At 71.5% G+C, this 24,024-nt stretch carries 24 protein-coding genes and 1 riboswitch; of the genes, 11 read left to right on the forward strand and 13 right to left on the reverse strand.

Annotation, left to right across the window (positions count from 1 at the left end):
- Nucleotides 1-48: 48 nt before the first annotated feature.
- From ACERUN_RS00490 to ACERUN_RS00505, 4 genes are all read right to left on the reverse strand, one after another.
- Nucleotides 49-1,350, reverse strand: coding sequence for a M48 family metalloprotease (locus tag ACERUN_RS00490; protein ID WP_370287577.1), 1,302 nt, complete (start codon nucleotides 1,348-1,350; stop codon nucleotides 49-51).
- Between the two features lie 41 nt (nucleotides 1,351-1,391).
- The gene (locus ACERUN_RS00495; RefSeq protein ID WP_370287578.1) at nucleotides 1,392-2,663 is read right to left on the reverse strand and encodes a hypothetical protein; all 1,272 of its coding nucleotides are present in this window, start codon (nucleotides 2,661-2,663) and stop codon (nucleotides 1,392-1,394) included.
- An 82-nt stretch (nucleotides 2,664-2,745) separates the two neighbouring features.
- Nucleotides 2,746-3,738: an NlpC/P60 family protein gene (locus tag ACERUN_RS00500; RefSeq protein ID WP_370287579.1), complete on the reverse strand. Its 993-nt coding sequence runs from the start codon at nucleotides 3,736-3,738 to the stop codon at nucleotides 2,746-2,748.
- Nucleotides 3,739-3,752: 14 nt separating this feature from the next.
- Nucleotides 3,753-3,944, reverse strand: a riboswitch (cyclic di-AMP (ydaO/yuaA leader).
- 228 nt (nucleotides 3,945-4,172) lie between these two features.
- Nucleotides 4,173-4,382 (reverse strand): hypothetical protein, encoded by a 210-nt coding sequence (locus tag ACERUN_RS00505; RefSeq protein WP_370287580.1) that lies wholly within the window; start codon nucleotides 4,380-4,382, stop codon nucleotides 4,173-4,175.
- Between the two features lie 123 nt (nucleotides 4,383-4,505).
- Between ACERUN_RS00505 and ACERUN_RS00510 the strand changes: the two genes are divergently transcribed.
- From ACERUN_RS00510 to ACERUN_RS00520, 3 genes are read left to right on the forward strand one after another with little or no spacing between them, the layout of a single operon-like run.
- Entirely contained in the window at nucleotides 4,506-6,260 is a 1,755-nt protein-coding gene (locus tag ACERUN_RS00510) for a DEDD exonuclease domain-containing protein (protein WP_370287581.1), read from the forward strand.
- Nucleotides 6,257-6,535 carry an Lrp/AsnC family transcriptional regulator gene (locus ACERUN_RS00515; RefSeq protein ID WP_370287582.1) on the forward strand — a complete coding sequence of 93 codons (279 nt, stop codon included), beginning with the start codon at nucleotides 6,257-6,259 and terminating at the stop codon, nucleotides 6,533-6,535. The genes ACERUN_RS00510 and ACERUN_RS00515 overlap by 4 nt, the downstream gene beginning before the upstream one ends.
- 16 nt (nucleotides 6,536-6,551) lie before the next feature.
- A complete protein-coding gene (locus tag ACERUN_RS00520) occupies nucleotides 6,552-8,000 on the forward strand; it encodes a hypothetical protein (protein ID WP_370287583.1) in 1,449 nt (482 codons plus the stop codon).
- Nucleotides 8,001-8,027: 27 nt separating this feature from the next.
- Here ACERUN_RS00520 and trpD read toward each other — a convergent pair whose 3' ends face one another.
- Nucleotides 8,028-9,047 (reverse strand): anthranilate phosphoribosyltransferase, encoded by a 1,020-nt coding sequence (trpD, locus tag ACERUN_RS00525; RefSeq protein ID WP_370287584.1) that lies wholly within the window; start codon nucleotides 9,045-9,047, stop codon nucleotides 8,028-8,030.
- Nucleotides 9,047-9,448: a hypothetical protein gene (locus tag ACERUN_RS00530; protein ID WP_370287585.1), complete on the reverse strand. Its 402-nt coding sequence runs from the start codon at nucleotides 9,446-9,448 to the stop codon at nucleotides 9,047-9,049. Before ACERUN_RS00530 ends, trpD begins: the two co-directional genes overlap by 1 nt.
- A gap of 211 nt (nucleotides 9,449-9,659) precedes the next feature.
- Between ACERUN_RS00530 and ACERUN_RS00535 the strand changes: the two genes are divergently transcribed.
- From ACERUN_RS00535 to ACERUN_RS00555, 5 genes are all read left to right on the forward strand, one after another.
- Nucleotides 9,660-10,298, forward strand: coding sequence for a heme-copper oxidase subunit III (locus tag ACERUN_RS00535; protein WP_370287653.1), 639 nt, complete (start codon nucleotides 9,660-9,662; stop codon nucleotides 10,296-10,298).
- 100 nt (nucleotides 10,299-10,398) lie between these two features.
- Nucleotides 10,399-11,274 carry a c-type cytochrome gene (locus ACERUN_RS00540; protein WP_370287586.1) on the forward strand — a complete coding sequence of 292 codons (876 nt, stop codon included), beginning with the start codon at nucleotides 10,399-10,401 and terminating at the stop codon, nucleotides 11,272-11,274.
- Between the two features lie 2 nt (nucleotides 11,275-11,276).
- The gene (locus ACERUN_RS00545) at nucleotides 11,277-12,377 is read left to right on the forward strand and encodes a Rieske 2Fe-2S domain-containing protein (RefSeq protein WP_370287654.1); all 1,101 of its coding nucleotides are present in this window, start codon (nucleotides 11,277-11,279) and stop codon (nucleotides 12,375-12,377) included.
- Nucleotides 12,367-14,079 (forward strand): cytochrome bc complex cytochrome b subunit, encoded by a 1,713-nt coding sequence (locus ACERUN_RS00550; protein WP_370287587.1) that lies wholly within the window; start codon nucleotides 12,367-12,369, stop codon nucleotides 14,077-14,079. The genes ACERUN_RS00545 and ACERUN_RS00550 overlap by 11 nt, the downstream gene beginning before the upstream one ends.
- A gap of 133 nt (nucleotides 14,080-14,212) precedes the next feature.
- Nucleotides 14,213-14,998, forward strand: coding sequence for a peptidoglycan-binding protein (locus tag ACERUN_RS00555; protein WP_370287588.1), 786 nt, complete (start codon nucleotides 14,213-14,215; stop codon nucleotides 14,996-14,998).
- A gap of 16 nt (nucleotides 14,999-15,014) precedes the next feature.
- On the opposite strand, the gene ACERUN_RS00560 is transcribed toward ACERUN_RS00555, so the two are convergent.
- The 4 genes from ACERUN_RS00560 to coxB form a co-directional block, all read right to left on the reverse strand.
- Nucleotides 15,015-16,217, reverse strand: a complete 1,203-nt coding sequence (locus ACERUN_RS00560) for an Ig-like domain-containing protein (protein ID WP_370287589.1) — start codon at nucleotides 16,215-16,217, stop codon at nucleotides 15,015-15,017.
- A 115-nt stretch (nucleotides 16,218-16,332) separates the two neighbouring features.
- Nucleotides 16,333-16,749 carry a cytochrome c oxidase subunit 4 gene (locus tag ACERUN_RS00565; protein ID WP_370287590.1) on the reverse strand — a complete coding sequence of 139 codons (417 nt, stop codon included), beginning with the start codon at nucleotides 16,747-16,749 and terminating at the stop codon, nucleotides 16,333-16,335.
- Nucleotides 16,746-18,431, reverse strand: a complete 1,686-nt coding sequence (gene ctaD / locus ACERUN_RS00570; protein WP_370287591.1) for a cytochrome c oxidase subunit I — start codon at nucleotides 18,429-18,431, stop codon at nucleotides 16,746-16,748. Before ctaD ends, ACERUN_RS00565 begins: the two co-directional genes overlap by 4 nt.
- Before the next feature lie 3 nt (nucleotides 18,432-18,434).
- Nucleotides 18,435-19,235: a cytochrome c oxidase subunit II gene (gene coxB / locus ACERUN_RS00575; protein ID WP_370287592.1), complete on the reverse strand. Its 801-nt coding sequence runs from the start codon at nucleotides 19,233-19,235 to the stop codon at nucleotides 18,435-18,437.
- Between the two features lie 219 nt (nucleotides 19,236-19,454).
- Here coxB and ACERUN_RS00580 point away from each other — a divergent pair, with 219 nt between their 5' ends.
- Together ACERUN_RS00580 and ACERUN_RS00585 are read left to right on the forward strand one after the other, a co-directional pair.
- Nucleotides 19,455-20,570 carry a cysteine desulfurase family protein gene (locus ACERUN_RS00580; RefSeq protein ID WP_370287593.1) on the forward strand — a complete coding sequence of 372 codons (1,116 nt, stop codon included), beginning with the start codon at nucleotides 19,455-19,457 and terminating at the stop codon, nucleotides 20,568-20,570.
- 2 nt (nucleotides 20,571-20,572) lie between these two features.
- The gene (locus ACERUN_RS00585; protein WP_370287594.1) at nucleotides 20,573-20,809 is read left to right on the forward strand and encodes a sulfurtransferase TusA family protein; all 237 of its coding nucleotides are present in this window, start codon (nucleotides 20,573-20,575) and stop codon (nucleotides 20,807-20,809) included.
- Between the two features lie 57 nt (nucleotides 20,810-20,866).
- On the opposite strand, the gene ACERUN_RS00590 is transcribed toward ACERUN_RS00585, so the two are convergent.
- Nucleotides 20,867-21,799 carry a carbohydrate kinase family protein gene (locus tag ACERUN_RS00590; protein WP_370287655.1) on the reverse strand — a complete coding sequence of 311 codons (933 nt, stop codon included), beginning with the start codon at nucleotides 21,797-21,799 and terminating at the stop codon, nucleotides 20,867-20,869.
- Nucleotides 21,800-21,974: 175 nt separating this feature from the next.
- Here ACERUN_RS00590 and ACERUN_RS00595 point away from each other — a divergent pair, with 175 nt between their 5' ends.
- Nucleotides 21,975-22,187: a hypothetical protein gene (locus tag ACERUN_RS00595; RefSeq protein WP_370287595.1), complete on the forward strand. Its 213-nt coding sequence runs from the start codon at nucleotides 21,975-21,977 to the stop codon at nucleotides 22,185-22,187.
- A gap of 142 nt (nucleotides 22,188-22,329) precedes the next feature.
- Here the strand turns inward: ACERUN_RS00595 and erpA are convergent, their stop codons facing one another.
- Together erpA and ACERUN_RS00605 are read right to left on the reverse strand one after the other, a co-directional pair.
- Nucleotides 22,330-22,749: an iron-sulfur cluster insertion protein ErpA gene (gene erpA, locus ACERUN_RS00600; protein WP_370287596.1), complete on the reverse strand. Its 420-nt coding sequence runs from the start codon at nucleotides 22,747-22,749 to the stop codon at nucleotides 22,330-22,332.
- 143 nt (nucleotides 22,750-22,892) lie between these two features.
- Nucleotides 22,893-23,978 (reverse strand): glycerate kinase, encoded by a 1,086-nt coding sequence (locus ACERUN_RS00605; protein ID WP_370287597.1) that lies wholly within the window; start codon nucleotides 23,976-23,978, stop codon nucleotides 22,893-22,895.
- Nucleotides 23,979-24,024 lie beyond the last annotated feature (46 nt).

Here is a 24,024-nt window from a genome sequence, read left to right on the forward strand (position 1 = left end):
GGAGGGACAGCGCCCGTCCTCTCCAGTGCCCGGATGGGCCACACCTCGTCAGTCGCCGGCGTCGCCCGACGACGCCAGGAGCCGAGCCAGCCCGATCCGCTGCAGCACGGTCGGGTGGGAGCCGAACCAGAACTGCGACCACGCGGGCGGGGTGGGGTCGGCCTTGGCGCGCGTCGAGAGCCGATCCTGCATCGCTGAGAACGCCGCGGGATCGCGGGTGTACTCCAACGCGGTGCGGTCCGCGCGCATCTCGAGCTGGCGGCTGATCGTGTTCTGCAGCGGCAGCGCGAGCAGCGAACCGGCGGCCACCAGCGCCAGCACACGCGGCACTGCGGCCACCTCCGCTGGGCTCATCCCCCGCCGCCGCCCGGTGAGCAGCAGGCCGAGCAGTCCGACCCCCGCCATCGCGCCCGCAGCCCCGAGGGCCGTTCCGGTGAGCACGTCGTCGTAGCGCGCGTGCGCGAGCTCGTGAGCGACCACGGTGAGCACCTCCGACCGCGGCGTGCCGTCGACCAGCGTGTCGTAGAGGACGACGCGCCGCGTGTCGCCGAAGCCCGACACGTAAGCGTTGAGGGTGGTGGTGCGTCGCGAGGCGTCGGCGACGAGCACATCATCGACCTTCACCCCCTCGGCCCTGGCCAGCGCCAGCACGTCCTGGCGCAGCGGGCCCTCGGGCAGCGAGTCGAAGTTGTTGCTCAGCGGCTCCACGAGCACGGGGTACACGAACGACCCGAGGACGACGAGCACGGCCGCCCCGAGTCCGGCCACCAGCGGCCACAGGCGCGGCAGCGCGCGAGCGCACCCGATCAGCGCGGCGAGACCGATGGTCGTGGCGACGACGCGCACCAGGTCGGCGGTGAGGACGTCGACCCCCCAGGCCGCCCAGCTGCCCGCGGCCAGGCCGGCGTCGAGGCGCAGCTGGCGCAGCGCGATGCCGAAGGGCAGCGTGACGAGCGTCCCGATGAGCGTGAGACCCACGACCGCCACGACCAGTCGCACGGGCCACGGGCCACGCAGGCGCTCGACCGCCGCCCGCCCCCGACGTCCGAAGCCCAGCCAGAGCGCCACGAGCAGCGAGACGGCGAGCGACGACCAGCTCCAGGCCCTCGACCAGCCAGCCAGGTGGTCGGCCTCGCGCAGCTGGGCGGAGGTGAACACCTCCCCCGGCCGCACGTCGGGCAAGCGTCCGGGCACGACGTCCCACGGCACGCGCAGGGCGGCGATGACGGCGAAGGCCATCGCACCGACGACCACGGTCACCAGGGCGACCGTGCGGGTGACGGAGGAGTCGTTCGTCGAACCTCGGCCCTGCGCCGCGTGCTCCGACCGACGGCCCGTCACCTGCTCCACGGTCCCAGCCTGACACCCCTGCCTGAGGCGTCGATGAGGATTCAGCCGGTCACGGCCGCGAGCGACCGCAGCCGCTGCTGCCAGGCCGCGGTCAACTGCGCCTGGCTCCACCCGAACCCCGACTGCAGCGCGGGCGCGAGCTTCGCACCGCCGAGCACGTCGTCGTAGAGCCGAACGAGCGCACGCTCGCCACGCCGCTCGGCGAGCACCTCGGTGATCTGCCAGGCCGCTTCGTAGACGGCGCCGAGGTGGGTGCCGACGGTGTCGAACTCGGTGTCGGGCGGCAGGGTCTTCGGTGGCCCGTCGGCGCGCACCTGGGCGAGGATCTGCCCGGCCGTGCGGCTCGGGGGCAGCCGCACGTCGCGCAGCGCCACGTAGTCGGCGAAGCCCTCCACCAACCACAGCGGCGCGGACGTCGACAGCGGCGCCGCGGTGAGCGCGTGCACCGACTCGTGCGTCATGACGACCTGCGCGGCGGTGGGATCGAGGCCCTTGAAGACGTCGGGGTTGACGAAGACGTGCACCGGGCTGCCCGGGGCGCGCGAGCCGTCGACCGGGGCGGTGACCGCGGCGATGCCGTCGTAGGCGCCCGGCCCGACACCGAGCGCGCGATCCAGCTGGCTGCCGTCGGCCGGCACCTCGACCACGAGACCGGCGTCGCCGCCCACCACGGCGCGCGCACTGCGCACCGCGGTGCGGGCCCAGCGGCCGTAGGCGGCGAGGTCGAGTCCGGGGTCGTTGGTGTAGACCACCCCGTCGGGCACGCGGACGACGCGAGCCGCTCCCGCGAGCCACAGGGGGACGCGACCGGTGGCGAGCGCCGTCGGGCTCGCGGCACCGCCCGCGCTCGACCCCGGCGCACCGGAGACCCCGCTGCTCGGGCCCGACGGCGCTGCGGTGGTGGGATTCGCTCCGAACGCGGCCACCCGTCGTCCGCCGTCGGCGAAGGAGAACGGCACCTCGACGCGGGCGGAGGCCCGGTCGATGCCGGAGACGCGCCAGGTCACCTCGACGAGGGCGTCCCAGCCGGCGGTGTCGCCGGTGCCGCTCGTGCGACCGGTCTCGGTGACGTAGCGCAGGGTGACGTCGCCGAGGCCGATGCGCGTCACGTTGTCGGCCACCGCCGCGGCGAGCTCGGCGCCCGGCCCGACACCGAGCGATCGTGCGGCCTCGGCGTCACCGGCCGTCCAGGCCCGCTGCAGGCCGACGAGCGTGCCGGCCGCAGCAGCGGCGTCCACGCCGTCGGAGGAGACGGCCGCAGGCACCGGCGCGACGTACTCGTCGGAGGAGCACGCCGCCACCATCGGTGCCAAAACGGCCAGGATCAGCGCGAGCGGGAGCGCCGCCAGGCGACGCCCGGCGGCACGACCTGCCCGCGGTGCAGGCTCGGAGGGGTCAGCCCGGACGGACCGCACCGGCGTACGGCATCTCGTCGACGCTGGAGACCTTGACGCCCGCACCCGGGTTGGCCGCATGCACGATGAGGCCGTTGCCGATGTACATGCCGACGTGGCTGATCGGGCTGTAGTAGAAGACGAGGTCGCCCGGCTGCAGGTCGCTCTTGGCGACCTTGGCACCGCCGGCGAACTGCGCGCGCGAGGAGTGCGGGAGACCGACGCCGGCCTGTCCCCAGGCCATCATCGTGAGCCCGGAGCAGTCGAAGGCGTTGGGGCCGGCGGCACCGTAGACGTAGGCGTCGCCGACCTGGGCCATCGCGTAGGCGATGGCCGCCTTCGCGCGACCGGAGGCCGGGATGGAGGACAGCGGGACCCGCTCGGAGCCGCGCGACAAGATGGCCTCGCGCTCCTTGGCCTCGAGCCGCTCGAGCAGCCCCTTGGCCTCGGCCAGCTTGTCGTCCGCCGACTTCTTCTCGGCGGCGAGGTCGCTCTTGACGTCGGCCACGCGGTCGCGGCGCTCCTCGGTCTGGTCGCGGCGGATCTCGTAGGCCTTCAGCTCGTCGCCGTAGTCGGCGAGGAGCGACTCCTGGAGTCCGTCGACGGTGTCGAGGGTCGTGACCTGGTCGAGGAAGTCGTTGCTGTCGGAGGACAGCAGCCCGCCTGCGGCGCCGAGCTCACCGCCGCTGTAGCGGCCGACGATCGCGTCGGCGACCTCGGAGCGCACGCCGGCGAGACGACGCGCCTGGCGGTCCTGGTCGGCCTGCAGCGAGGAGAGCTCCTGGTCGAGGTCGGCGAGCTCGAGCCGGGCGTCGTTGTAGCGCTCCGAGGCCTGCTCGGCCTGGTGGAAGAGTTTCTCGACGCGGTCGCGCACGGTGGCGACGTCGGGCTCGGCCTGGGCCGGGGAGCCGACCGAGGAGACGCCGACGGCGATGGAGCCGGCGACAGCGAGGGCAGCGAGCGATGCGGTGATGCGGTTGCGGCCGTTCAGCACGAGCTGGCGGTCCCCTTCGGTCTCGTCGTACGCCTACCGGGTGAGCTGACGGGTTCGGACACGACATCGCCCGTCCCGCACTCCTCGCGACGCCGACGGGCCCGGTGGGGCCTGCTGGTCGCGCCTCGTGCGGGATTGACCCCAGGAAGGTTGGTTCCCCGGCTCCTCGGACCGCGGACGGCCAGAGGACTCAGCGCGGTGCTCGCGCGGACCGGTCGGTCCACTTCCACGAGACACCTGGCGGCTGAGCCTAACGGCGCCCTGCGAGCGGTCCAAACCCGCATCGGGCGTGTCGTCGCCCACACCGCGCGACGGACGGATCCTCACGTCACACGAGCACCGCCAGCCGCAGCAGCACCACCTGCCACACCAGCCTCGCGGGGGATGGCTCCGATCCCGACGGCCCCACACGCCGCCACGACCGGAGCCGTCGCTCAGGCGGACTCGACCTGCGGCGGCCCGTCGACGGGTCGCACGAGCCGCAGCGGCGGCACCAGGCCGCCCTCGGCCAGCACGTCGAGCGCGCGGAGCTCCTCATCGTCGATCATCAGCTCGGGCGGCGGCCCGAGCAGCACCGTCACCACGCAGTCGTGGCAGGCCAGCGAGCGCATCACGCAGCTGTCGCAATCGATCCTCGTCGTCATGGCGGGCAGCCTGCCGACACCCTCCGACACAAGTCCGACACGAGTGCGCGGACGACGTCGGCCAGCGACCCGCCGACGCCCGCCTGCGACCTTGCGTCGGAGGTCCCGCCTAACGTCACCGCCATGAGCACGGCCCATCGCCGCTTCGAGGAGCAGCGCACCTTCGAGTCCCTGGGCCGCCCCCTGCACGAGGTCACCTTCTGCGTGGTCGACCTCGAGACCACCGGCGGGTCGCCGGCCGACGGCGACGCCATCACCGAGATCGGGGCCGTGAAGGTCCGCGGCGGCGAGGTGCTCGGGGAGTTCCAGACCCTCGTCAACCCCGGCGCGGCCATCCCGGCCTTCATCGCCGTGCTCACCGGCATCACCAACCCGATGGTGGCGGGCGCGCCCCGCATCGACGCAGCCCTGCCGGCCTTCCTCGAGTTCGCCGCGGGCAGCGTGCTGGTGGCCCACAACGCCCGCTTCGACGTCGGCTTCCTGCGCCACGCCGCCCGCTCCCTCGCCATCGCCTGGCCCGAGCCCGACGTGCTCGACACCGTCAAGCTGGCCCGCCACGTCGTGGGGCGCGACGAGGTGCGCGACCACAAGCTCGGCACGCTCGCACGCCTCTTCGACGCCTCCACCACGCCCAACCACCGCGCGCTGGCCGACGCACGCGCCACCGTCGACGTCCTCCACGGGCTCATCGGGCGCCTGGGCACGCTCGGCGTCCACACGCTCGAGGAGCTGCAGGGCTACTCGGCCAAGGTCGCGCCGGCCACCCGCCGCAAGCGCCACCTCGCCGACCACCTCCCCCACGCCCCCGGGGTCTACCTCTTCCGCGACGAGCGCGAGCGGGTGCTCTACGTCGGCACCTCCCGCGACCTGCGCACCCGCGTGCGCACCTACTTCACCGCCTCCGAGAAGCGCAGCCGCATGGGCGAGATGGTGCGACTCGCCAGCGAGGTGCACGGCATCGCGTGCGCCACCCCCCTCGAGGCGGCGGTGCGCGAGCTGCGCCTGATCGCCCAGCACAAACCGCCCTACAACCGCCGCTCGCGCTTCCCCGAGAAGGTCACCTGGCTCAAGCTCACCCGCGAACCGTGGCCGCGGTTGTCGCTGGTCCCCCGCGTGCTCGATGACGACGCCGACTACGTCGGGCCGTTCTCGTCGCGCCGCGTGGCCGAGGAGGCGGTCGCCGCGCTGCACGACGTCTTCCCCCTGCGCCGCTGCACCGACCGGCTGGGGCGCTCGCCCCGGCGCACGGCCTGCGTGCTGGCCGAGATGCAGCGCTGCCTCTCCCCCTGCGACGGCAGCGTCGACCTCCAGAGCTACGCCGCACTCGTGCGCCAGGTGCGCGACAACCTGCTCCACCGTCCCGACGACCTCGTCGAGCTCGTCTCCGCACGCATGCGCTCGCTGGCCGAGGAGGAGCGCTTCGAGGAGGCCGCCGAGCAACGCGACCGCCTCGCCGCCTTCGTCCGGGCGGCCGCGCGCTCGCAACGCCTGCGAGCACTCACCGCCTGCCCCGAGGTCGTCGCGGCCCGCCGCGAGGACGACGGCCGCTGGGCCGTCCACGTGGTGCGGCACGGCCGACTGGCGGCCGCCGGGGTCATCCCGCCCGGCCACGACGCCCTCGCCTACACCGACCAGCTGCGCGCGAGCGCCGAGACGGTGCTGCCGGCGATCGGCCCCACCCCCGCGGCCAGCGCCGAGGAGTCCGAACGCATCCTGCGCTGGCTGGAGTCGCCGGGCGTGCGGCTGGTCGACGTCGAGGGCGAGTGGGCGTGCCCGGTGGCCGGCGCGGGCCGCCACCTCGACGTGCTGGCCGAGGCCACGGCACCCGCTCGCAGCGGCCGCTCGGCGTCCTCGCGGTGGCCTAGGGTGAGCGCATGATCACCGCCATCGTCTTCGTGCAGGCCGAGACCGCGCGGATCCCCGAGGTCGCCGAGGCCATCGCCGCGCTCGAGGGCGTCAGCGAGGTCTACTCCGTCACCGGTCGCATCGACCTCATCGCGCTCATCCGCGTGCGCGACCACGACGACGTCGCCACGGTGGTCGCCGACCGCCTCAACAAGGTCGACGGGGTCGTCGACACCGAGACCCACATCGCCTACCGCGCCTACTCGCGCCACGACCTCGAGGCCGCGTTCTCCCTCGGCCTCGACTGAGCCTGGCCGCCCGGCCGTGCCCCCCGCCTTCCCCGCGGACGACGCCTCGCCCCGCTTCCCCCTGCTGGCCCGCGCCGTCGCGCCGTTGGTCGGCCTCGTGGTCGCGGCGGCGGTCCTCACCCTGGCGCGCTCGCCGTTCCGGGCGGTCGACACCTACTTCCACCTGCGCCTCGGCGAGGAGTTCCTCACCGGGCGCTGGTCGATCAGCGCGCCCGGCCAGCCGAGCGTCGCCTCCACCGCCGCGTGGGTGCCGACCCAGTGGCTCCCCGAGGCCGCCCTGGCCTGGATCGACGACCACCTCGGCGATCCCGGGCTGTCCGCGCTGCTGGCGCTGCTCGTCGGCGCCTACGCGCTCGTGTGCCACCTCACCCTGCGCCGCATCACCACTCCCGCCGGCGCCGCCGTCGCGACCGCGGTGGTCGTGCTCGGCTCGCTGCCGTTCCTCTCCCTGCGCCCGCAGGTCCTCAGCTACCTGTTCGCGGCGCTGCTGCTCGCGCTGTGGCGCGGCGTCGCGCTCGGCGCCACCTCCACGGCGCGCCTGTGGTGGCTGGTCCCGCTCACCTGGGTCTGGGCGATGTGTCACGGCATGTGGATCGTGGGCGTCGGGGCGAGCGTCGTGCTGGCGGTGGGAGTCGCCGCCCAGCGCCGGGGCGCCGGCCTCACCCGACGCGACACCCGCGCCCTGGTCGCGGTGCCCGTAGCTACGGGAGCCGTCGCCCTCCTCACCCCTGCCGGGCCCGCCCTGCTCGCCCAGGTGGTCACGGTCAACGGCCGGGCGAGCCATTTCGACGAGTGGCGCGCGCCCGAGCTGCTCTCGGCCACGGGGGCGCCGGTGGCCCTCGTCCTCGCGCTCGCGGTGCTGGCGCTCGTGGTCGAGCGCGCGGTGCCGCCGTACGAGGTCGCGCTCCTCGCGCTGGGCGGTGGCCTGGCGGTCTACTCCACGCGCACCCTGCCGCTCGCCCTGTTCACGCTCGTCACGGTGGTGCTCGCCGCCCGCGAGCGTCGCCGACAGCATCCGGGGCCTCCGCGTGTCGGACCCCGGGAGACGTTCGTCGGGCTGGCACTCGTCGCAGCCGTCGTCGTCGCCGCTCCCCTGCTCCCGCAGCGCGGGGCGCCGGCCGACGCCCTCCGACCCTTCGACGCCCGGCTCTCCGCGCTGCCAGCCGGCAGCCGGGTGCTCACCGACCGCGAGGCGGGCACGATCCTGCTGCACACCCATCCCGGGCTCGACGTCGCGATCCACGCCTACGGCGACATGTACACCGACCGCGAGCTCGACCGCTACGACGCGCTCGCCCGCCTCGCGCCCGGCTGGCGGACCACCCTGCGTGGGCTCGACCCCCGTGTGGCGGTGCTGCCCCGCACCGCGCCGCTGACCGAGGCCCTCACCGTGACCGGCTGGCGCACGTCCGAGCGCGCTGGCACCTGGCTCCTGCTGGTGCCCCCGCAGGGCACCGCCAGCTGAGCCGCCCGCGCCGCCTGCGCCGCTCGATCAGGACGACGCAGCGACCCACCGCTCGAGGGTCGCCCGTGCCGCGCCCGAATCGATCGCCTCAGCGGCACGCGCGATACCGGCGGCCAACGCCTCCTGCACCGGCTCGCCCGGGGCGTCGTACACAGCGAGCGAGGCGCCCGCGTTGAGCAGCACCGCGTCGCGCACCGGACCGGTCTCGCCCTGAAGAAGCCGTCGTACGACATCGGCGTTGTGACTGGCGTCGCCGCCGCGGAGGTCCTCGGCCGTGGCCCGGGCCAGCCCGAGGTCCGACGGGTCGAGCGTGGTCTCGACGACCTCGCCGCCGTGGACGACCCACAGCCGCGAGGTCGTCGTGGTGGTGAGCTCGTCGAGCCCGTCGTCGCCACGGAACACCCAGGCGTCGACACCGCGCCCGGCGAACACGCCGGCCATCACCGGGGCCATCCGGGCGTCGGCGCAGCCGATCGCCTGGGCCGCCGGGCGGGTCGGGTTCGCGAGCGGGCCGATGACGTTGAACGCCGTGCCGATGCCCAGCTCGCGGCGCGGGACCGCCGCGTGGCGCATCGCCGGGTGGAAGGCGGCTGCGAAGCAGAAGGTGATGCCGGCTTCCAGCGCCACCTCCGCCACCCGCTCGGCGGGCAGGTCCAGGCGCACGCCCAGCTTCTCCAGCACGTCGGCGGTGCCCGCTTGCGAGGACGCCGAGCGATTGCCGTGCTTGACCACCCGAGCGCCGGCGCCGGCGGCCACGATGGCCGACATCGTCGAGATGTTGACCGACGACGAGCGGTCGCCGCCCGTGCCGACGACGTCGAGCAGGCGGCCCGGCACGCTGATCGGCGTCATCACCTCGTACATCGCCTCGACGATCGCGCTGAGCTCCGCGACCGTCTCGCCCTTGGCGCGCAGCGCCACGACGAAGCCCGCGATCTGGGCGGGCGAGGCCTCGCCCGCGAGGATCTCGCCCATCGCCCAGCGGGCCTGGGCAGGCTGGAGGTCCTCCCCGGCGACGAGGGCGCCGAGGACGTCGGGCCAGCTCATCAGGCCGGGACGCGCGAGCGCAGCAGCGAGATCACCGTCTCGGCGAGCTGCAGCGGATCGATCGGGTGCGGCACCGCACCGTCGGCCCGCGACCACGTGGCCAGCCAGGCGTCCTGCGGACGGCCGGTGAGCACGATCAGCGGCGGGCAGTCGCGGATCTCGTCCTTCATCTGCTTGGCGATCCCGAGTCCGCCGGCGGGCACCGCCTCACCGTCGAGGATCGCGAGCGCCAGGCCGCCGGCGTCCATCTGCTGCACGACGACCGGCTCCGTGGCCACCTCGACGTACTCGAGTTCGGGGAGGTCGGGGTGAGGACGACGCCCCAGCGCGAGGATCACCTGCTCGCGGGTGTGCACGTCGTCGCTGTAGACCAGCACCTTCACGGCCTTGGGAGAGCTCACCCGCGAGATGCTACTCCGTGTGCGGACGCTCCCGGGCGTGTGACGATTCCCACGCGCGTCGGCGGATGTCGCTGCACGTCAACCCCGTGTTCACGCGGGGGAACGGCTCGCAGGGGTCGTTCGTTGTGGACGACGACGGACGACGCTCGACCGCTTTCCTGGGGTCCGGCGTGAACGGCGCGGATCCCTGCCGCATAATGTGAGGGTGGCGATCTCAGCTTCGGCAACTCTCCCGGCCTCCCGGCTCCACGGCCAGCACGACCGACCCTCGATGGTCATGGTCGGCACGATCATCTGGCTGTCCAGCGAGCTGATGTTCTTCGCGGCGCTGTTCGCGTCGTACTTCACGATCCGTTCCGTGGCGCCCGAGATGTGGGCCGAGAACACGGAGCTGCTGAACGTGCCCTTCGCCTCGATCAACACCACGATCCTGGTGCTGTCGTCGTTCACCTGCCAGCTGGGCGTCTTCGCCGCCGAGCGCGGCCAGGTCGGGCGGCTCGGCTCGCTCTTCCAGGTGAGCAAGTGGGGCCTGCGCGAGTGGTTCATCACCACCTACGTCATGGGCGCCATCTTTATCGGCGGCCAGGCTCTGGAGTACACCGAGCTCATCCACGAGGGCGTCACCATCCCCAAGGACGGCTACGGCACGATGTTCTACCTGACCACCGGCTTCCACGGCATCCACGTGACCGGCGGTCTGATCGCCTTCCTCTTCGTCCTCGGACGCACCTACCTGGCCCGCCGGTTCACTCACGAACAGGCCGTCAGCGCGATCGTCGTGTCGTACTACTGGCACTTCGTCGACGTCGTGTGGATCGGCCTGTTCGCCACGATCTACCTGGTGAAGTGATGCGCGTGACCACCCCTGAATTTTCCAGCAGTACCCAGCCCCCGCTGCGCCCCGCAACCGATCCGAACCGCACCTGCTGCAAGGACTGCAAGGACTGATTGTGCGACTCATCAACCGATCCGCCGGACGACTGTCCCGGCACCGTCGCGGCCCCATCGCGGGTCTGCTCGTCCTGGTCTGCGGACTGCTGCTCACCGGCGGCCTGTACGCAGCCCTGGCGCCGGCCCAGGCCGACTCCAGCCAGGACAACAAGGCGCTCGTGCAGGAGGGCCGCAAGCTCTTCCTCGTGGGCTGCGCGTTCTGCCACGGCCAGAACGGCGAGGGCGTCCTCACCCAGAACGGCAAGCAGTACGGCCCCGCGCTGACCGACGTCGGCGCCGCATCGGTCGACTTCCAGGTGGGCACCGGCCGCATGCCGATGGCCCAGCCCGGCGGCCAGGCCCCGCGCAAGAAGGTCGTCTACACCAAGGAGGAGATCGCGGCGCTGTCGGCCTACGTCGCCTCCCTGGGCACCGGCCCCGCCATCCCCGACAAGGAGCTCTACTCCACTGAGGGGATCCCGAAGGACGAGCTCGACGAGCTCGTCACCCGCGGCAGCCAGATCTTCCTGGCCAACTGCACCGCCTGCCACAACTTCGAGGGCTCCGGCGGAGCGATGCCGCGGGGCGGCTACGCGCCCAAGATCCGCGGCGTGGAGCCCGTCCACATCTACGAAGCCATGCTCACCGGCCCGCAGTCGATGGACACCTTCTCCGACGGCAACATCCCGCCGGAGGACAAGAAGGCCGTCATCGCCTACCTCGAGACCCTCAACAAGTCGCCCAACTACGGCGGCCTCACGCTCGGCAGCCTCGGTCCGGTGAGCGAGGGCATCATCGCCTGGGTCGTCGGCATCGGGGGCCTGGTCGCCTTCGCGATCTGGATCGCGGCCCACACCACGCGGTCCACCAAGAAGAAGGACGAGGTGACGACGTGAGCATCGACCACCGCGACACCCCCGGCTCGGAGCTGGAGAAGGCCGACTCCTCCATCGAGCCGATCCCCGACCCCGGCCTGCCCGAGCACCAGTGGCGCCCCACCGACGTCGACGCGGCGGCGGAGAAGCGCGCTGAGCGCCAGGTCGCCTCGCTGTTCGGCGCCTCGGCCGTGTGCACGGTGTTGTTCCTCGTCGGCTACTTCACCCTCGACATCGATGACAACTGGAGCGTGGTGGCCGGCTTCGGCGCCTCGACCATCGTCCTCGGTGTGACGCTGGGCCTGGCCATGATGCTCATCGGCGTCGGCGTCATCCACTGGGCGCGCAAGCTCATGGCCGACCACGAGATGGTCGAGATGCGCCACCCCGCGCGCTCGAGCGACGAGGACCGCGAGCAGACCATCGAGGCGCTCAACGACGGTCTCGAGGAGTCCGGCATCGGACGCCGCCCGCTGATCCGCAACTCGCTGCTCGGCGCGGTGGGCCTGCTCGGCCTGCCGGCGATCGTCGTCCTGCGCGACCTCGGTCCGCTCCCGGGCGACAAGCTGCTCAGCACGATCTGGGGCCGCGGCACCGCCGATGCCCCGATGCGCATCGTGCGTGACGGCATCTGGACCCCCATCCTGGCCTCCGACCTCGAGATCGGCGACCTGGTGAACTGCCAGCCCGACGCGCTCAAGAACCCTGAGCGCTACGGCATCGACCCCGCCGAGGTCGAGGGCATCGAACTGCAGACTCAGAAGGCCAAGGCCTCCCTGATCCTGCTGCGCATGGACCCGCGCGACATCAAGCCGGGTAAGGCCGCCGACGGCTCCAGCCGTGAGAACTGGTCGGTCAACGGAATCGTCGCCTACTCGAAGATCTGCACCCACGTCGGATGCCCGATCTCGCTCAACGAGCGGACGACCCACCACCTGCTGTGCCCGTGCCATCAGTCGACCTTCGACCTCGCCGACTCCGGCAAGGTCCTCTTCGGCCCTGCCGGCCGTCCGCTCCCCCAGCTCCCGCTGGCCGTGGACGACGAGGGCTACCTGGTCGCCGCGAGCGACTTCGACGAGCCGGTCGGGCCGAGCTTCTGGGAGCGTGACTACTATGAGCGTTGATGTGAGCAAGGTCGCGACCACCAACGGTTCAACCCCAGCCAGCCCCAAGGGCGCCAAGGCTGCGGGCGCGATCGCGAACTGGGCGGACGAGCGTCTCGGGCTCGGCACCGCCATGAAGAAGAACCTGCGCAAGGTCTTCCCCGACCACTGGTCGTTCATGCTGGGCGAAATCGCCCTGTGGAGCTTCGTGGTCCTCCTGCTGACCGGTGTCTTCCTCACGCTCTGGTTCGACCCGAGCATGCAGGAGGTCACCTACAACGGGTCCTACGACCCGCTGCGCGGCGTGCACATGTCCGCGGCCTACGCCTCGAGCCTCGAGATCTCCTTCGACGTGCGCGGCGGTCTGCTCCTGCGGCAGATGCACCACTGGGCCGCGATGATCTTCATCGCCTCGATGATGATCCACATGATGCGCGTCTACTTCACCGGCGCGTTCCGCAAGCCTCGCGAGCTCAACTGGGTCATCGGCTGCCTGCTGCTGCTCCTCGGCACCATCGAGGGCTTCACCGGCTACTCGCTGCCCGACGACCTGCTCTCGGGCACCGGTATCCGCGCGGCCGACGGCTTCATCAAGGCCACGCCGGTCGTGGGCACCTACCTGTCGTTCTTCCTGTTCGGCGGTGAGTTCCCGGGTGACTCGATCATCCCGCGCCTGTACGCCATCCACATCCTGCTGATCCCGGGCATCCTGCTCGCCCTGGTCGCGGCTCACATGCTGCTGCTCGTCTACCACAAGCACACGCAGTGGCCTGGACCCGGTCGCACCGAGCAGAACGTCGTCGGCTACCCGATGCTCCCGGTCTACGCCGCCAAGGCGGGTGGCTTCTTCTTCATCGTGTTCGGCATCTGCGCCTTCATGGGCGGTCTCTTCACGCTGAACCCGGTCTGGAAGTACGGCCCCTACGACCCCTCCAAGGTCACGGCAGGCTCGCAGCCCGACTGGTACATGGGATGGCCCGACGGCCTCCTGCGCATCATCCCGGGCTGGGAGACCCACCTGTTCGGTCACACGATTTCGTGGAACGTGATGATCCCCATCCTGGTGATGCCGCCGCTGATGCTCATGATTTTGATGGCGCTGCCGTTCATCGAGTCGTGGATCACCGGTGACAAGCGCGAGCACCACCTGCTGGAGCGCCCGCGCAACGCCCCGACTCGCACGGCCATCATGGTCGCGCTGATGACCTTCTACGGTCTGGCCTGGGCCGGTGGCGGCAACGACATCATCGCCATCAAGCTTCACCTGAGCATCAACCAGATCACGTACTTCCTGCGGGTCGCGCTGTTCGTCGGCCCCGTGATCGCCTTCATCATCACGCGACGCTGGTGCATCTCGCTCCAGCGTCACGACGAGGCGAAGCTGCTCCACGGCTACGAGACCGGCGTGCTGGTCCGTTCGCCCGATGGCGCCTACGCGGAGAAGCACCTGCCGCTGTCGAACGAGAAGGCCTACACGCTCACCGCTCGCGAGCGCGACCCGATCCCGGAGACCCCGGAGGAGATCGAGGCCCTCGGCCTCGAGGGTCGTGCGCTGCGGCTGCGCAAGCTGCGGGCTCGCCTGCAGACGGCCTTCTACGCCGACAACGTGCAGAAGCCGACCCTCGCCGAGCTCGAGGAGGGCCAGCACCACGCCGAGCACGAGCTCCACGAGCTCGAGGCGCACATCGCTGCCGGCCCCAACCGGCACGGTCCCGACGCCTGATCCTCAGGCGCCGATCGCATCAGACGACGGGCGCCGTCCACCTCGCAGTGCGAGGATGGGCGGCGCCCGTCGTCGTTCCCGGGCACTCCCCGCTCGGGCGGCACGCCTGAGCACGATCGAGGAGATCACGCCCGTGCTCCGACGCTCCCCCTGCCGCAACCTGGCGGTCACCCTCATCACCACAGCCGTGGTCGTCGCCTCGACGACCGCGCTCACGACTGTCCCGCGCGCCGCCGCGCACGGCACGCGCCCTGCCGCCGCCGCCGCGACGAGGACGTCGGACGCGCCCCGCTCCCCCGCCCTGACCCGGGTGCAGCAGCGACTGCAGCAGCTGCGCTGCGATCCGGGTCCCGCCGATGGCCGCCTGGGGGATCACACCCGCAGCGCGCTCGTCCGGGTGCAGACCCGGCACGGACTGCGCGCCACCGGCCAGCCTGACGCGCCCACACGTCGTCTCCTGGCCTCAGCTCGCGCGCAGCGGTGCGACCTCCGCCCCGTCCCGCGGGCCTCCGGGCGTGGACGACGCGTCGTCCTCAGCCAGCGGCAGTCCTGGATCTGGCTGGTCGCCGACACCGGCCGCGTCGTGGCGCAGGGCGGGATCGTTGACAACCCCGGCGTGCTGAAGCGGGGCCGCTACCGCACCGGGTCGCAGTGCGGTCGCCCTGCCCGAGTGCGGCTCAACCGCAGCGCGCACGGCAACCTCTACCTCGACCACTTCGTGCGCTTCGCACCCTGCGGCATCGGCTTCCACCGGATCCCGCGCCACGTCGCCGGGGGCGCTCCCCTGCACGCGGAGTACTACCTCGGCACCGACCTGCGCGGCGAGTCGTCGGGATGCGTGCGCCTCAGCGCACGCATGGCGCGCACGGTGTGGGACTTCACCGCAGGACGCGTCTCCACCGCGGTCGTGGTGCTCTGAGCGCTGGGGACGCTGCTCAGGCGTCGCTCTGCTGGTAGCTCGAGAACGGGAGGTTCCAGTCACCCCAGCCGTTGTCGGCCGTCATCGGACGATCCGTGCCGACGTACTCGACCACGTCGCCGCGGCGGCTGCGGTCGTAGAGCCACTTGGCGTCGGCGGTGGACATGCCGGTGCATCCGTGGGAGACGTTCTCCCGCCCCTGCGAGCCGACCGACCACGGGGCGGCGTGGATGAACTCGCCCGAGCTGGTGAGCCGCATGGCCCACTTCACGTCGTCGAGGTCGTAGGCCTCGGAGGAACCCTGAGGGATGCCGACGGTCTCGGAGTTCATCCGGCGGCTGGCGAACTTCTCCATGATCACCTTCGTGCCTGAGCGGGTGATGAACCCGGGCTTGCCGGTGGTGATGGGGAGGGTGCGGACGAGACGACCGTCGTTGTAGACCTTCATCCGGTGCGTCTTGGCGTTGACACGGTAGATGTGCGCAGCACCGACCGCGAAGTCGATGTCGCGGTCCTCCTGGCCGTAGATGCCGTTGCCTGCCGGCACGCTGTTGACGTCGACGGCGACCTTCACCTTGGTGCCGGCCTTCCAGTAGGAGCGCGGGCGCCAGTGCGCCTCGCGGTCGCTCACCCAGCGCCACCCGCCCGCCTGGGCAGGGGTCGAGGTGACCACCATGTGCTTCTCGAACGCCGCCTTGTCGGCGACGGGCAGGTCGAAGCTGACGACCACCGGCATGCCGACCCCGACGGTCTCACCGTCGAGGGGCGCGACCGAGGGGTAGGTCTGCTGGTCGAGCGTGAGGTTCTGCGTCGTGAACAGGGTGTCGCTCTCCTGCCGTTCCCCGGCCTGGTCGGTGGCCACGGCGTGGATCCGGTAGCGGGTGCCGGGCTCGAGGCGACCGCTCGCCGTCCACGACGACCCGTCGTCGGCGAGCGTGCCGGGCACGGGGCCGGCCTTGGATCGCACCACCACCGAGGTGAGGTCTCCACCGCGGGCGCCGACCTTCACCACGGTGTCGACGCCGACGCCCGTGGCCCCCTGGGCGGGGTTGGTCGTGATGTCCACGGGCTGCGCCGCGGCCGAGGACGAAGCAGCGGAGGGGCGCGGGGTCTCGGACGACGACGAGAAACCTGACCCGTCGCACGCGGAGAGCGTGGAGGTCACAGCCGCGAGCAGAGCCACAGCGCCGAGGCCGCGTCGAACAGGGGTGGAAGTCACGAGCACTCCTCAGACGATACCCGCCAGTGTCGCCAGGACCGCCTTCGCAACGACGACGGCGGCGTCGGACCTCTAGCAGGTCCGACGCCGCCGTCGGCGTAGCGATGCGATCGCCTCAGTGGGCGTACTCGCCGCGGTAGTACTCGAAGATCCACCCCGACAGGGCCACCGCGCCCAGCACGATCGCGATGATGAACAGCCACCACGCCTGGACGGCGATACCGAAGGTCACGACGGCCAGCGCCGCCGCGCACCACAGGGGCCACCACGAGTAGGGCGGGAAGAAGCCCAGCTCGCCGGCACCGTCGGCGACCTCGGCGTCCTCGCGGTCCTCGGGCCGAGCATCCATGCGGCGCGCGTGGAAGCCGAGGTAGAGCCACAGCATCGCCGTCAGGAGCGTGGTCATGACCAGTGCCGACGTTCCGGTCCAGTCGGCACCGGACTCGCCGGCGTCGGTGATGAACCAGTAGGCCGGGCTGACCAGGACCAGGAAGACGGTGGTGACCCCGAAGATCCAGGACTCGATCTTCATCGTGCGCCGCCTTCCGTGACCAGCTCGTCGGCCGGGTTGTCGTACATCTCGATGGCCGCGATCTCAGGGTGGTGCAGGTCGAAGGCCGGCGACTCCGAACGGATCCGCGGGATCGAGTTGAAGTTGTGGCGCGGCGGCGGGCACGAGGTGGCCCACTCCAGGGACCGGCCCCAACCCCACGGGTCGTCGGTGCCGACCAGGGGACCCTTGGCCGAGACGTAGACGTTGTAGAAGAAGGGGAGCATCGAGCTGGCCAGCAGGAAGGCGCCCACGGTGGAGACCTGGTTGAGGAACTCCCAGTTGTCGCTGGGCAGGTAGTCGGCGTAACGACGGGGCATGCCCTCGATGCCGAGCCAGTGCTGCACCAGGAAGGTGGTGTGGAAGCCGACGAACAGCAGCCAGAAGTGGATCTTGCCGAGACGCTCGTCGAGCATCTTGCCGGTGAACTTGGGCCACCAGAAGTAGAAGCCCGCGAACATCGCGAAGACCACGGTGCCGAAGACGGTGTAGTGGAAGTGCGCCACCACGAAGTAGGAGTCGGACACGGCGAAGTCGAGCGGCGGGCTGGCGAGGATGATGCCCGTCAGGCCACCGAACAGGAAGGTGGTCAGGAAGCCGATCGACCACAGCATCGGCGTGTCCATGCGCACCGATCCGCCCCACATCGTGCCGATCCAGTTGAAGAACTTCACACCGGTGGGCACAGCGATGAGGAACGTCATGCCGGAGAAGAACGCGAGGTTCACGCCGCCGGTGACGAACATGTGGTGCGCCCACACCGCCACCGAGAGGATCGCGATGCCGAGCGTCGCACCGACCAGGCCGATGTAGCCGAAGATCGGCTTGCGGCTGAACACCGGCAGGATCTCGGAGATGATGCCGAAGAACGGCAGGGCGATGATGTACACCTCGGGGTGCCCGAAGAACCAGAACAGGTGCTGCCACAGGATCGCGCCGCCGGTGGCGGAGTCGAAGACGTGGGCACCCAGGATGCGGTCGGCCTCGAGCGAGAGCAGCGCACCGGCGAGGATCGGGAACGCGATGAGCACCAGGATCGCGGTGATCAGCACGGTCCAGGTGAAGATCGACATCCGGAACATCGTCATGCCGGGCGCGCGCATGCAGATGATCGTGGTGATGAAGTTGACCGCGCCGAGGATGGTGCCGAGACCACCGAGCCACAGGCCCATGATCCACAGGTCGCCACCCACGCCGGGGCTGTTGACCGCGTCGGAGAGCGGCGCGTAGGCGAACCAGCCGAACGAGGCCGCACCGGAGGGGGTGAGGAAGCCCGCCGCGGCGATCAGGCCGCCGAAGAGGTACAGCCAGTAGCTGAACATGTTCAGGCGCGGGAACGCGACGTCCGGAGCACCGATCTGCAGGGGCATCAGCGCGTTGCCGAAACCGAAGAACAGCGGCGTCGCGAAGAGCAGCAGCATGATCGTGCCGTGCATCGTGAAGAGCTGGTTGTACAGCTCCTCGTTGACGACCTGGCTGCCCGGGTAGGCGAGCTCGGACCGGATCAGCAGGGCCATGATGCCGCCGGCCATGAACCAGAACATCGCCGTGCCGAAGTACAGGTTGCCGATCAGCTTGTGGTCGGTCGTGGTGAGGACCCGCACGACCTGCTGCCCGAGCGGCTTGCGCGCGGGGATGTCGGCGTTACGAAGGACCGCGGCCATTCGTCACCCCTCCTCAGTGTTGATGAGCTCGTTCGCGTAGCGACCGCCCACGACAGGCTCGTCGGAGACGCTCGCGGGATCGGCGGCGAGACCGGCGAGGAACTTCTCGTAGTCGGCCTGGCTCACGACCTTGACGGTGAAGAGCATCCGCGAGTGGTAGGCACCGCAGAGCTCGTAGCACTTGCCGGCGTACGTGCCGGTCTCAGTGGGCTTGATCTGGTAGTGGTTCTCGCGGCCCGGGATGACGTCCATCTTCATCGCGAAGGCGGGGACGCCGAAGTCGTGGATGACGTCGGGGCTGCGCAGCTGGAACTCGGCGGTCTTGTTCACCGGCAGCACGAGCTGCGGGATCTTGTCGCCGGTGCCGGAGATGTAGACGTTCTTGCCGTCGGCCTGCGGGGTGTCGGGGTAGTTGAACGTCCACGACCACTTCTGGCCGACGACGTAGACGACCACGTCGGGCTTCTTGTCGTCCAGGACGGTGTTCTGCACGTCGACGGTGCGCGAGAAGAACGCGATCACCATGATGACCGGGAAGATCGTGTAGAAGATCTCGATCGGCAGGTTGTAGCGCGTCTGCACGGGGACCTCGTCCTCGCTGCGACGGCGGTAGTAGAGCGGTACCCCGATGATCAGGGCCCAGGTCACGACGCCCGTGACGAGCGCGGCGATCCATGCGCCCTGCCACAGGTGCAGGATGTGGACACCCTGCTCCGACTTGATCTCCGGCATGCCGAACCGCTCCCACTGGGAGTCGGAGGAGCACCCCGTGAGGGCGAACGCGAGTACGACGAATCCGGCCACCGGGCCCAGGCGACGCGCGCGTCGACCGTCCCGTGTGCGCTCGGGGTGCCACCAGCCCACGAACGAGCCTTCCTCTCGGTGATCTGAACGTCGTAAGTCTATCCGAGGGTTCCCGCCGGCCGGCCGCAGGCCCGTCCCCGTTCCAGGTGCGCATGGTCCGATCCGCGCTGCAGCAGGCGGTCTCCACGCGGGAACAGCGTGCACCTAGGCTGACGCGGTGTGACGATCATCTCCGCGAGCTACCTCGACGCGGCGTCGGCCGAACCGCTCCACCCGGCCGCGCGCGACGTCCTCGAGGCCGCGTTGGCCCGCGGATGGGCCGACCCCCGGCGGCGCCACGCCCCCGGTCGCGACGCGCGGCTCCTGCTCGACAACGCGCGAGCCGCCATCGCGGAGTGTCTGGAGGTCGACCCGGAGGAGGTCGGGTTCACGGCGTCGGGCACGAGCGCCGTCCACCGCGGCCTGCTCGGGCTCACCGCCTCCTCGGGGCGTGGCGGCATCGTGCACACGGCCGTGGAGCACTCGGCGGTGCTGCACGCGCTCGCCTGGCGCGAGCACGACGCCCACGCCGCCGTCGGCGTCGACCGCACGGGACGCGTGGACGTCGAGGCGCTCGCCGCCGCTGCCCGCGTGGACGGCGTGGGCGCCGTGGCCGTGCAGGCGGGCAACCAGGAGATCGGCACCCTCCAGCCGGTGGACGAGCTCGACGTGCCCGCGGGCGTGCCGGTGTTCATGGACGCCGCGGCGGCGGTCGGCCGGGGGCCGCTCCCCCGGCGCTGGTCGGTGCTCGCGGCATCGGCGCGCAAGTGGGGCGGGCCCAGCGGCGTAGGTGTGCTGGTGGTGCGTCGGGGCACCCGCTGGCGCAACCCGTTCCCGGGCGAGGACGCCGTGGACGAGTCGCCCTTCCCGGACGTGCCGGCCGCGCTGGCGGCGGCCGCCGCCCTGCAGGCCGTGCTCGCGGAGTCTGCCGAGACCGCACCACGCCAGCACGCGCTCATCGACCGCGCCCGCGCGGCGCTGGCCGAGGTGCCGGATCTCGAGCTGGTGGGCGACCCCGTGCACCGGCTCCCGCACGTGCTGACCTTCTCGTGCCTGTACGTGGCCGGCGACGAGCTGGTCGACGCGCTGGCCCGGCGCGGCTACGCGGTGGCGAGCGGTTCGGCGTGCACGGCGTCCACGCTCGAACCGAGCCACGTGCTCGCCGCGGTGGGAGCGCTGACGCACGGCAACGTCCGGGTCTCGGTGGGCCGCGACACCGAGGAGGCCGACGTCGACGGCCTGTGCCGGGCCGTGACCGAGATCGTGGCCGATATCCGCTCCCGGGAGGGTCTGTGAGCATGCCCGCGGTGGACGTCGAGCTGGACTGCCGCGACCTGCCCTGCCCGCGGCCGGTGATCGAGCTCGGCAGGGCACTGCCGAGGGTTGCGCCCGGAGGCGTGCTGGCGGTCGTGGCTCGCGACCCCGCCGCGCGCCACGACGTGCCGGCGTGGTGTCGGATGAGGGGCCAGAGCTACCTCGGCGAGGACCTCACCGACGACGGCGTGCCCCGCTACCTCGTCCGCGTCGCCGGATAGGCGCGCTGGGCGAGGCGGCCGGGCACGCCGCCGCAGGGGTGAGGGGACGAGGCCAGCTCAGCGCACGAAGCCGCCGATCTCCGCAGCCGCCTCGTCGCCGTAGGAGACGCGCACGCGCTCGACGAACTGCTCGGCGGTGAAGTCGTACTCCTGGGTGCCGACCGTCTCGACCACGTAGGCGGCGAGCACGCAGCCCACCTGGGAGGCGCGCTCGAGCGTGGTGCCCCACGACAGCGCCGCGAGGAAGCCGGCACGGAACGCGTCGCCCACGCCGGTGGGCTCCACGGCGTTGACGCCCGTGGCGGCGGCCACCTCGAACGAGGTGCCGTCCTTGAGGGTGACGCGCACGCCGTCCTTGCCGAGCGTGGTGACCTGGATGTCGACGCGCTCGAGGATCTCCTCGGCACTCCACCCGGTCTTCTTCTCGATCACGTGCGACTCGTACTCGTTGGAGAACAAGATGGCCGCGCCCTCGATGAGGTCGCGGATCAGGTCGCCCTCGGCGAAGGCGAGCTGCTGGGAGCAGTCGGCGATGAAGGGGTAGTCGCGCTGGCGGCACTCGTGGGTGTGGCGACGCATGGCCTCGGGGTCGTCGGCGCCGATGAGCACGTAGGCCGGTGCACCGACCCGCTCGACGATCGGAGCCAGCTCGATCTGGGCGGCCTCGGCCATCGCGCCGGGGTAGAAGGAGGCGAACTGGGCCATGGTGCTGTCGGTGGTGCAGACGAAGCGCGCGGTGTGCTTGGACTCGGAGATGTGCACCGAGTCGCAGTCGACCCCGTGGCGCTCCAGCCACGAGCGGTAGTCGGCGAAGTCCTCGCCCGCCGCGCCCACCAGCACGGGGCGGAGGCCGAGGCGGGCGAGGCCGAAGCACATGTTCGGTGCCACACCGCCGCGGCGGATCTCGAGGTCGTTGACCAGGAACGACACCGACAGCTTGTCGAGCTGGTCGACGACGAGGGAGTCGGCGAACTTGCCGCCGAAGGTCATCAGGTGGTCGGTGGCGATCGAACCGGCGATCAGGAGGGAGCCAGCGGGAGAAGTCACGAGACCGAACACTAACGCCCAGCCTCCGGTCGGTCCCCGCATCTCGGCGCCGAGCCGCCCGGGGAACTACTCGCTGGTACGTCTGGGACTACCCCGGGGTAACGCTTAGCGTCGAGCCATGACCGCATACGAGGAGATCGCCACCCCGCAGGACCTCTCCGCCGACTGCGAGGCCGTCAACCGCCGCCTCGAGCAGGCCGCCGTCCGGGCCACCCGCCCGGCGCCCAGCATCCACTACGACGAGTTCCCGCGTGAGCAGTCCAAGCGCGGCATCGAGATCTCCGAGGCGGCCCAGCGCCTCGCCAACGCCCTGCACCTCCACCTCGACTGAGGCGTCCTCGGCGGCTTCCTCGGCCGCCCTACCCGGCCGCAGGACGACGACGGCCCGCCACCTTGCGCAGGTGGCGGGCCGTCGTGCTGTTCCGGGTTCGACCGGCGGCGTCAGCCGATCAGTGGCCGGCGGTGTCAGCCGATCAGTGGAACGAGTCGCCGCAGGCGCAGGAGCCGGTGGCGTTGGGGTTGTCGATGGTGAAGCCCTGCTTCTCGATGGTGTCGACGAAGTCGATGAGCGCCCCGTTGAGGTAGGGCACGCTCATGCGGTCGACGACGACGGCCACGCCGTCGAAGTCGGTGACCACGTCGCCGTCGAGGGTGCGCTCGTCGAAGAAGAGCTGGTAGCGAAGACCGCTGCAACCGCCGGGCTGCACGGAGATGCGCAGGGAGAGGTCGTCGCGGCCCTCCTGCTCGAGCAGGGTCTTGACCTTGGTGGCCGCCACGGGGCTCAGGTTGATCTGGTCCTCACGACGGTCGACGTCGACAGGCGCGGCAACGGTGGTGGTCGCACCGGGGGCCTCGTGGCTGTGGGCGGCGCCTCCGCAGCACTGGTCGCTCATGCATCACTCCAAGTGGGTGTCGAACGGGTGTCCTCTGCCCAATCCTCGCACAGGGCGCCTTATTCCACCGCCGTCGCGCGGGAGCCCGTCGACCTCGTCACACCGCGGTCACACCAGGGTCACACCAGGGGTGGCACCGCGGGTCACATCGCCCAGGTGCGGGCCACCCGCTCGGCGAGGTCGCTGAGCGCGGACGCCGGCTCACCGAGCGCCCGCTCCTCACCGAAGGCGTCGACGAGGGCGTAGGCGGCATCCAGGCCGAGGGCGCGCATCTCGCGCGAGCCCACCAGGACCCGACCGGCCAGCGCGATGCAGGGGCGCAGCGCGGAGGTGGCGACGGCGGCGACGCCGGCGGGCACCTTGCCCGCGCGGCTGCTGACGTCGAAGGCCCCCTCCCCGGTGATGACGAGGTCGGCCTGCGCCGCCTGGGCGGCGAGTCCGACCGCGTCGGCCACGAGGTCGAGGCCGGAGACCCGGCGTGCTCCGAGGAGCATCAGGGCGAACCCCAGGCCTCCGGCAGCGCCGGCCCCGGGCTCGAGGGAGAGCCGGCGATCGGTGGCGGCGGCGAAACGCTCCAGGAAGCCGTCGAGCGCCAGCTGGTGCTCCTCCTCGATCCCCTTCTGGGGGCCGAAGGTGCGGGTGGCCCCGAAGAGGCCGGTGAGCGGGATGTCGACGTCGGTGGCGGCGACGATCTCGACGCCGGCCACGAGGTCGCGGGCCATCGCGAGATCGACCCGGCTCACGCCGTCGAGGAAGATCCCGCCGACGTCGAGCGGGACGTCGGCCTCGGCGCCCAGCGCCGCCAGGAACCCGGCGCCGCCGTCATTGCTGCCGGAGCCGCCGAGCCCGACCACGACCCGACGAGCGCCGGCCTGCACGGCCGAGAACAGCAGGGTGCCGACCCCCGCGGACGTGGCGAACTCCCCGCCGCGGCCGCCGGTGAGGTGGATGCCGCAGGCCTGCGCCGATTCGATGTAGGCGGTCTCGCCGACGAGCAGCAGCGTGGTGGGGACGTCGGATCCCGTGGCACCGGTGGCGGTGACGGCCAACAGCTCGCCGCCGAGGCAGGCGTGCAGGACGTCGACGAAGCCCGGGCCGCCGTCGGAGAGCGGCATCGCCACGATCTCGTCGTCCGGACACGTGCGGCGCCAGCCGGCGGCGATGGCCTCGGCCGCCTCGACGGCGGTGAGCGTGCCTGCGAACTTGTCGGGCGCCACCAGGATCCTCATGGGCCCATCATGGACGGCAGGTCCGACGCCCAGGTCCGACGCCCAG

It is taken from the genome of Nocardioides sp. (genome assembly GCF_964229035.1).
Taxonomy (GTDB): domain Bacteria; phylum Actinomycetota; class Actinomycetes; order Propionibacteriales; family Nocardioidaceae; genus Nocardioides.

Bases quoted from the DNA above. Each gene is read 5' to 3' on its own strand.
- ACERUN_RS00590 (WP_370287655.1), bottom strand. From the start codon at position 21,799: ATGACCTTCGGCGGCAAGTTCGCCGACTCCCTCGTCGTCGACCAGCTC.
- ACERUN_RS00505 (WP_370287580.1), bottom strand. From the start codon at position 4,382: ATGACGACGAGGATCGATTGCGACAGCTGCGTGATGCGCTCGCTGGCC.
- ACERUN_RS00565 (WP_370287590.1), bottom strand. From the start codon at position 16,749: ATGAAGATCGAGTCCTGGATCTTCGGGGTCACCACCGTCTTCCTGGTC.
- ACERUN_RS00585 (WP_370287594.1), top strand. From the start codon at position 20,573: ATGCCCGCGGTGGACGTCGAGCTGGACTGCCGCGACCTGCCCTGCCCG.
- trpD (WP_370287584.1), bottom strand. From the start codon at position 9,047: ATGAGCTGGCCCGACGTCCTCGGCGCCCTCGTCGCCGGGGAGGACCTC.
- ACERUN_RS00515 (WP_370287582.1), top strand. From the start codon at position 6,257: ATGATCACCGCCATCGTCTTCGTGCAGGCCGAGACCGCGCGGATCCCC.
- ctaD (WP_370287591.1), bottom strand. From the start codon at position 18,431: ATGGCCGCGGTCCTTCGTAACGCCGACATCCCCGCGCGCAAGCCGCTC.
- erpA (WP_370287596.1), bottom strand. From the start codon at position 22,749: ATGAGCGACCAGTGCTGCGGAGGCGCCGCCCACAGCCACGAGGCCCCC.
- ACERUN_RS00595 (WP_370287595.1), top strand. From the start codon at position 21,975: ATGACCGCATACGAGGAGATCGCCACCCCGCAGGACCTCTCCGCCGAC.
- ACERUN_RS00550 (WP_370287587.1), top strand. From the start codon at position 12,367: ATGAGCGTTGATGTGAGCAAGGTCGCGACCACCAACGGTTCAACCCCA.
- ACERUN_RS00510 (WP_370287581.1), top strand. From the start codon at position 4,506: ATGAGCACGGCCCATCGCCGCTTCGAGGAGCAGCGCACCTTCGAGTCC.
- ACERUN_RS00605 (WP_370287597.1), bottom strand. From the start codon at position 23,978: ATGAGGATCCTGGTGGCGCCCGACAAGTTCGCAGGCACGCTCACCGCC.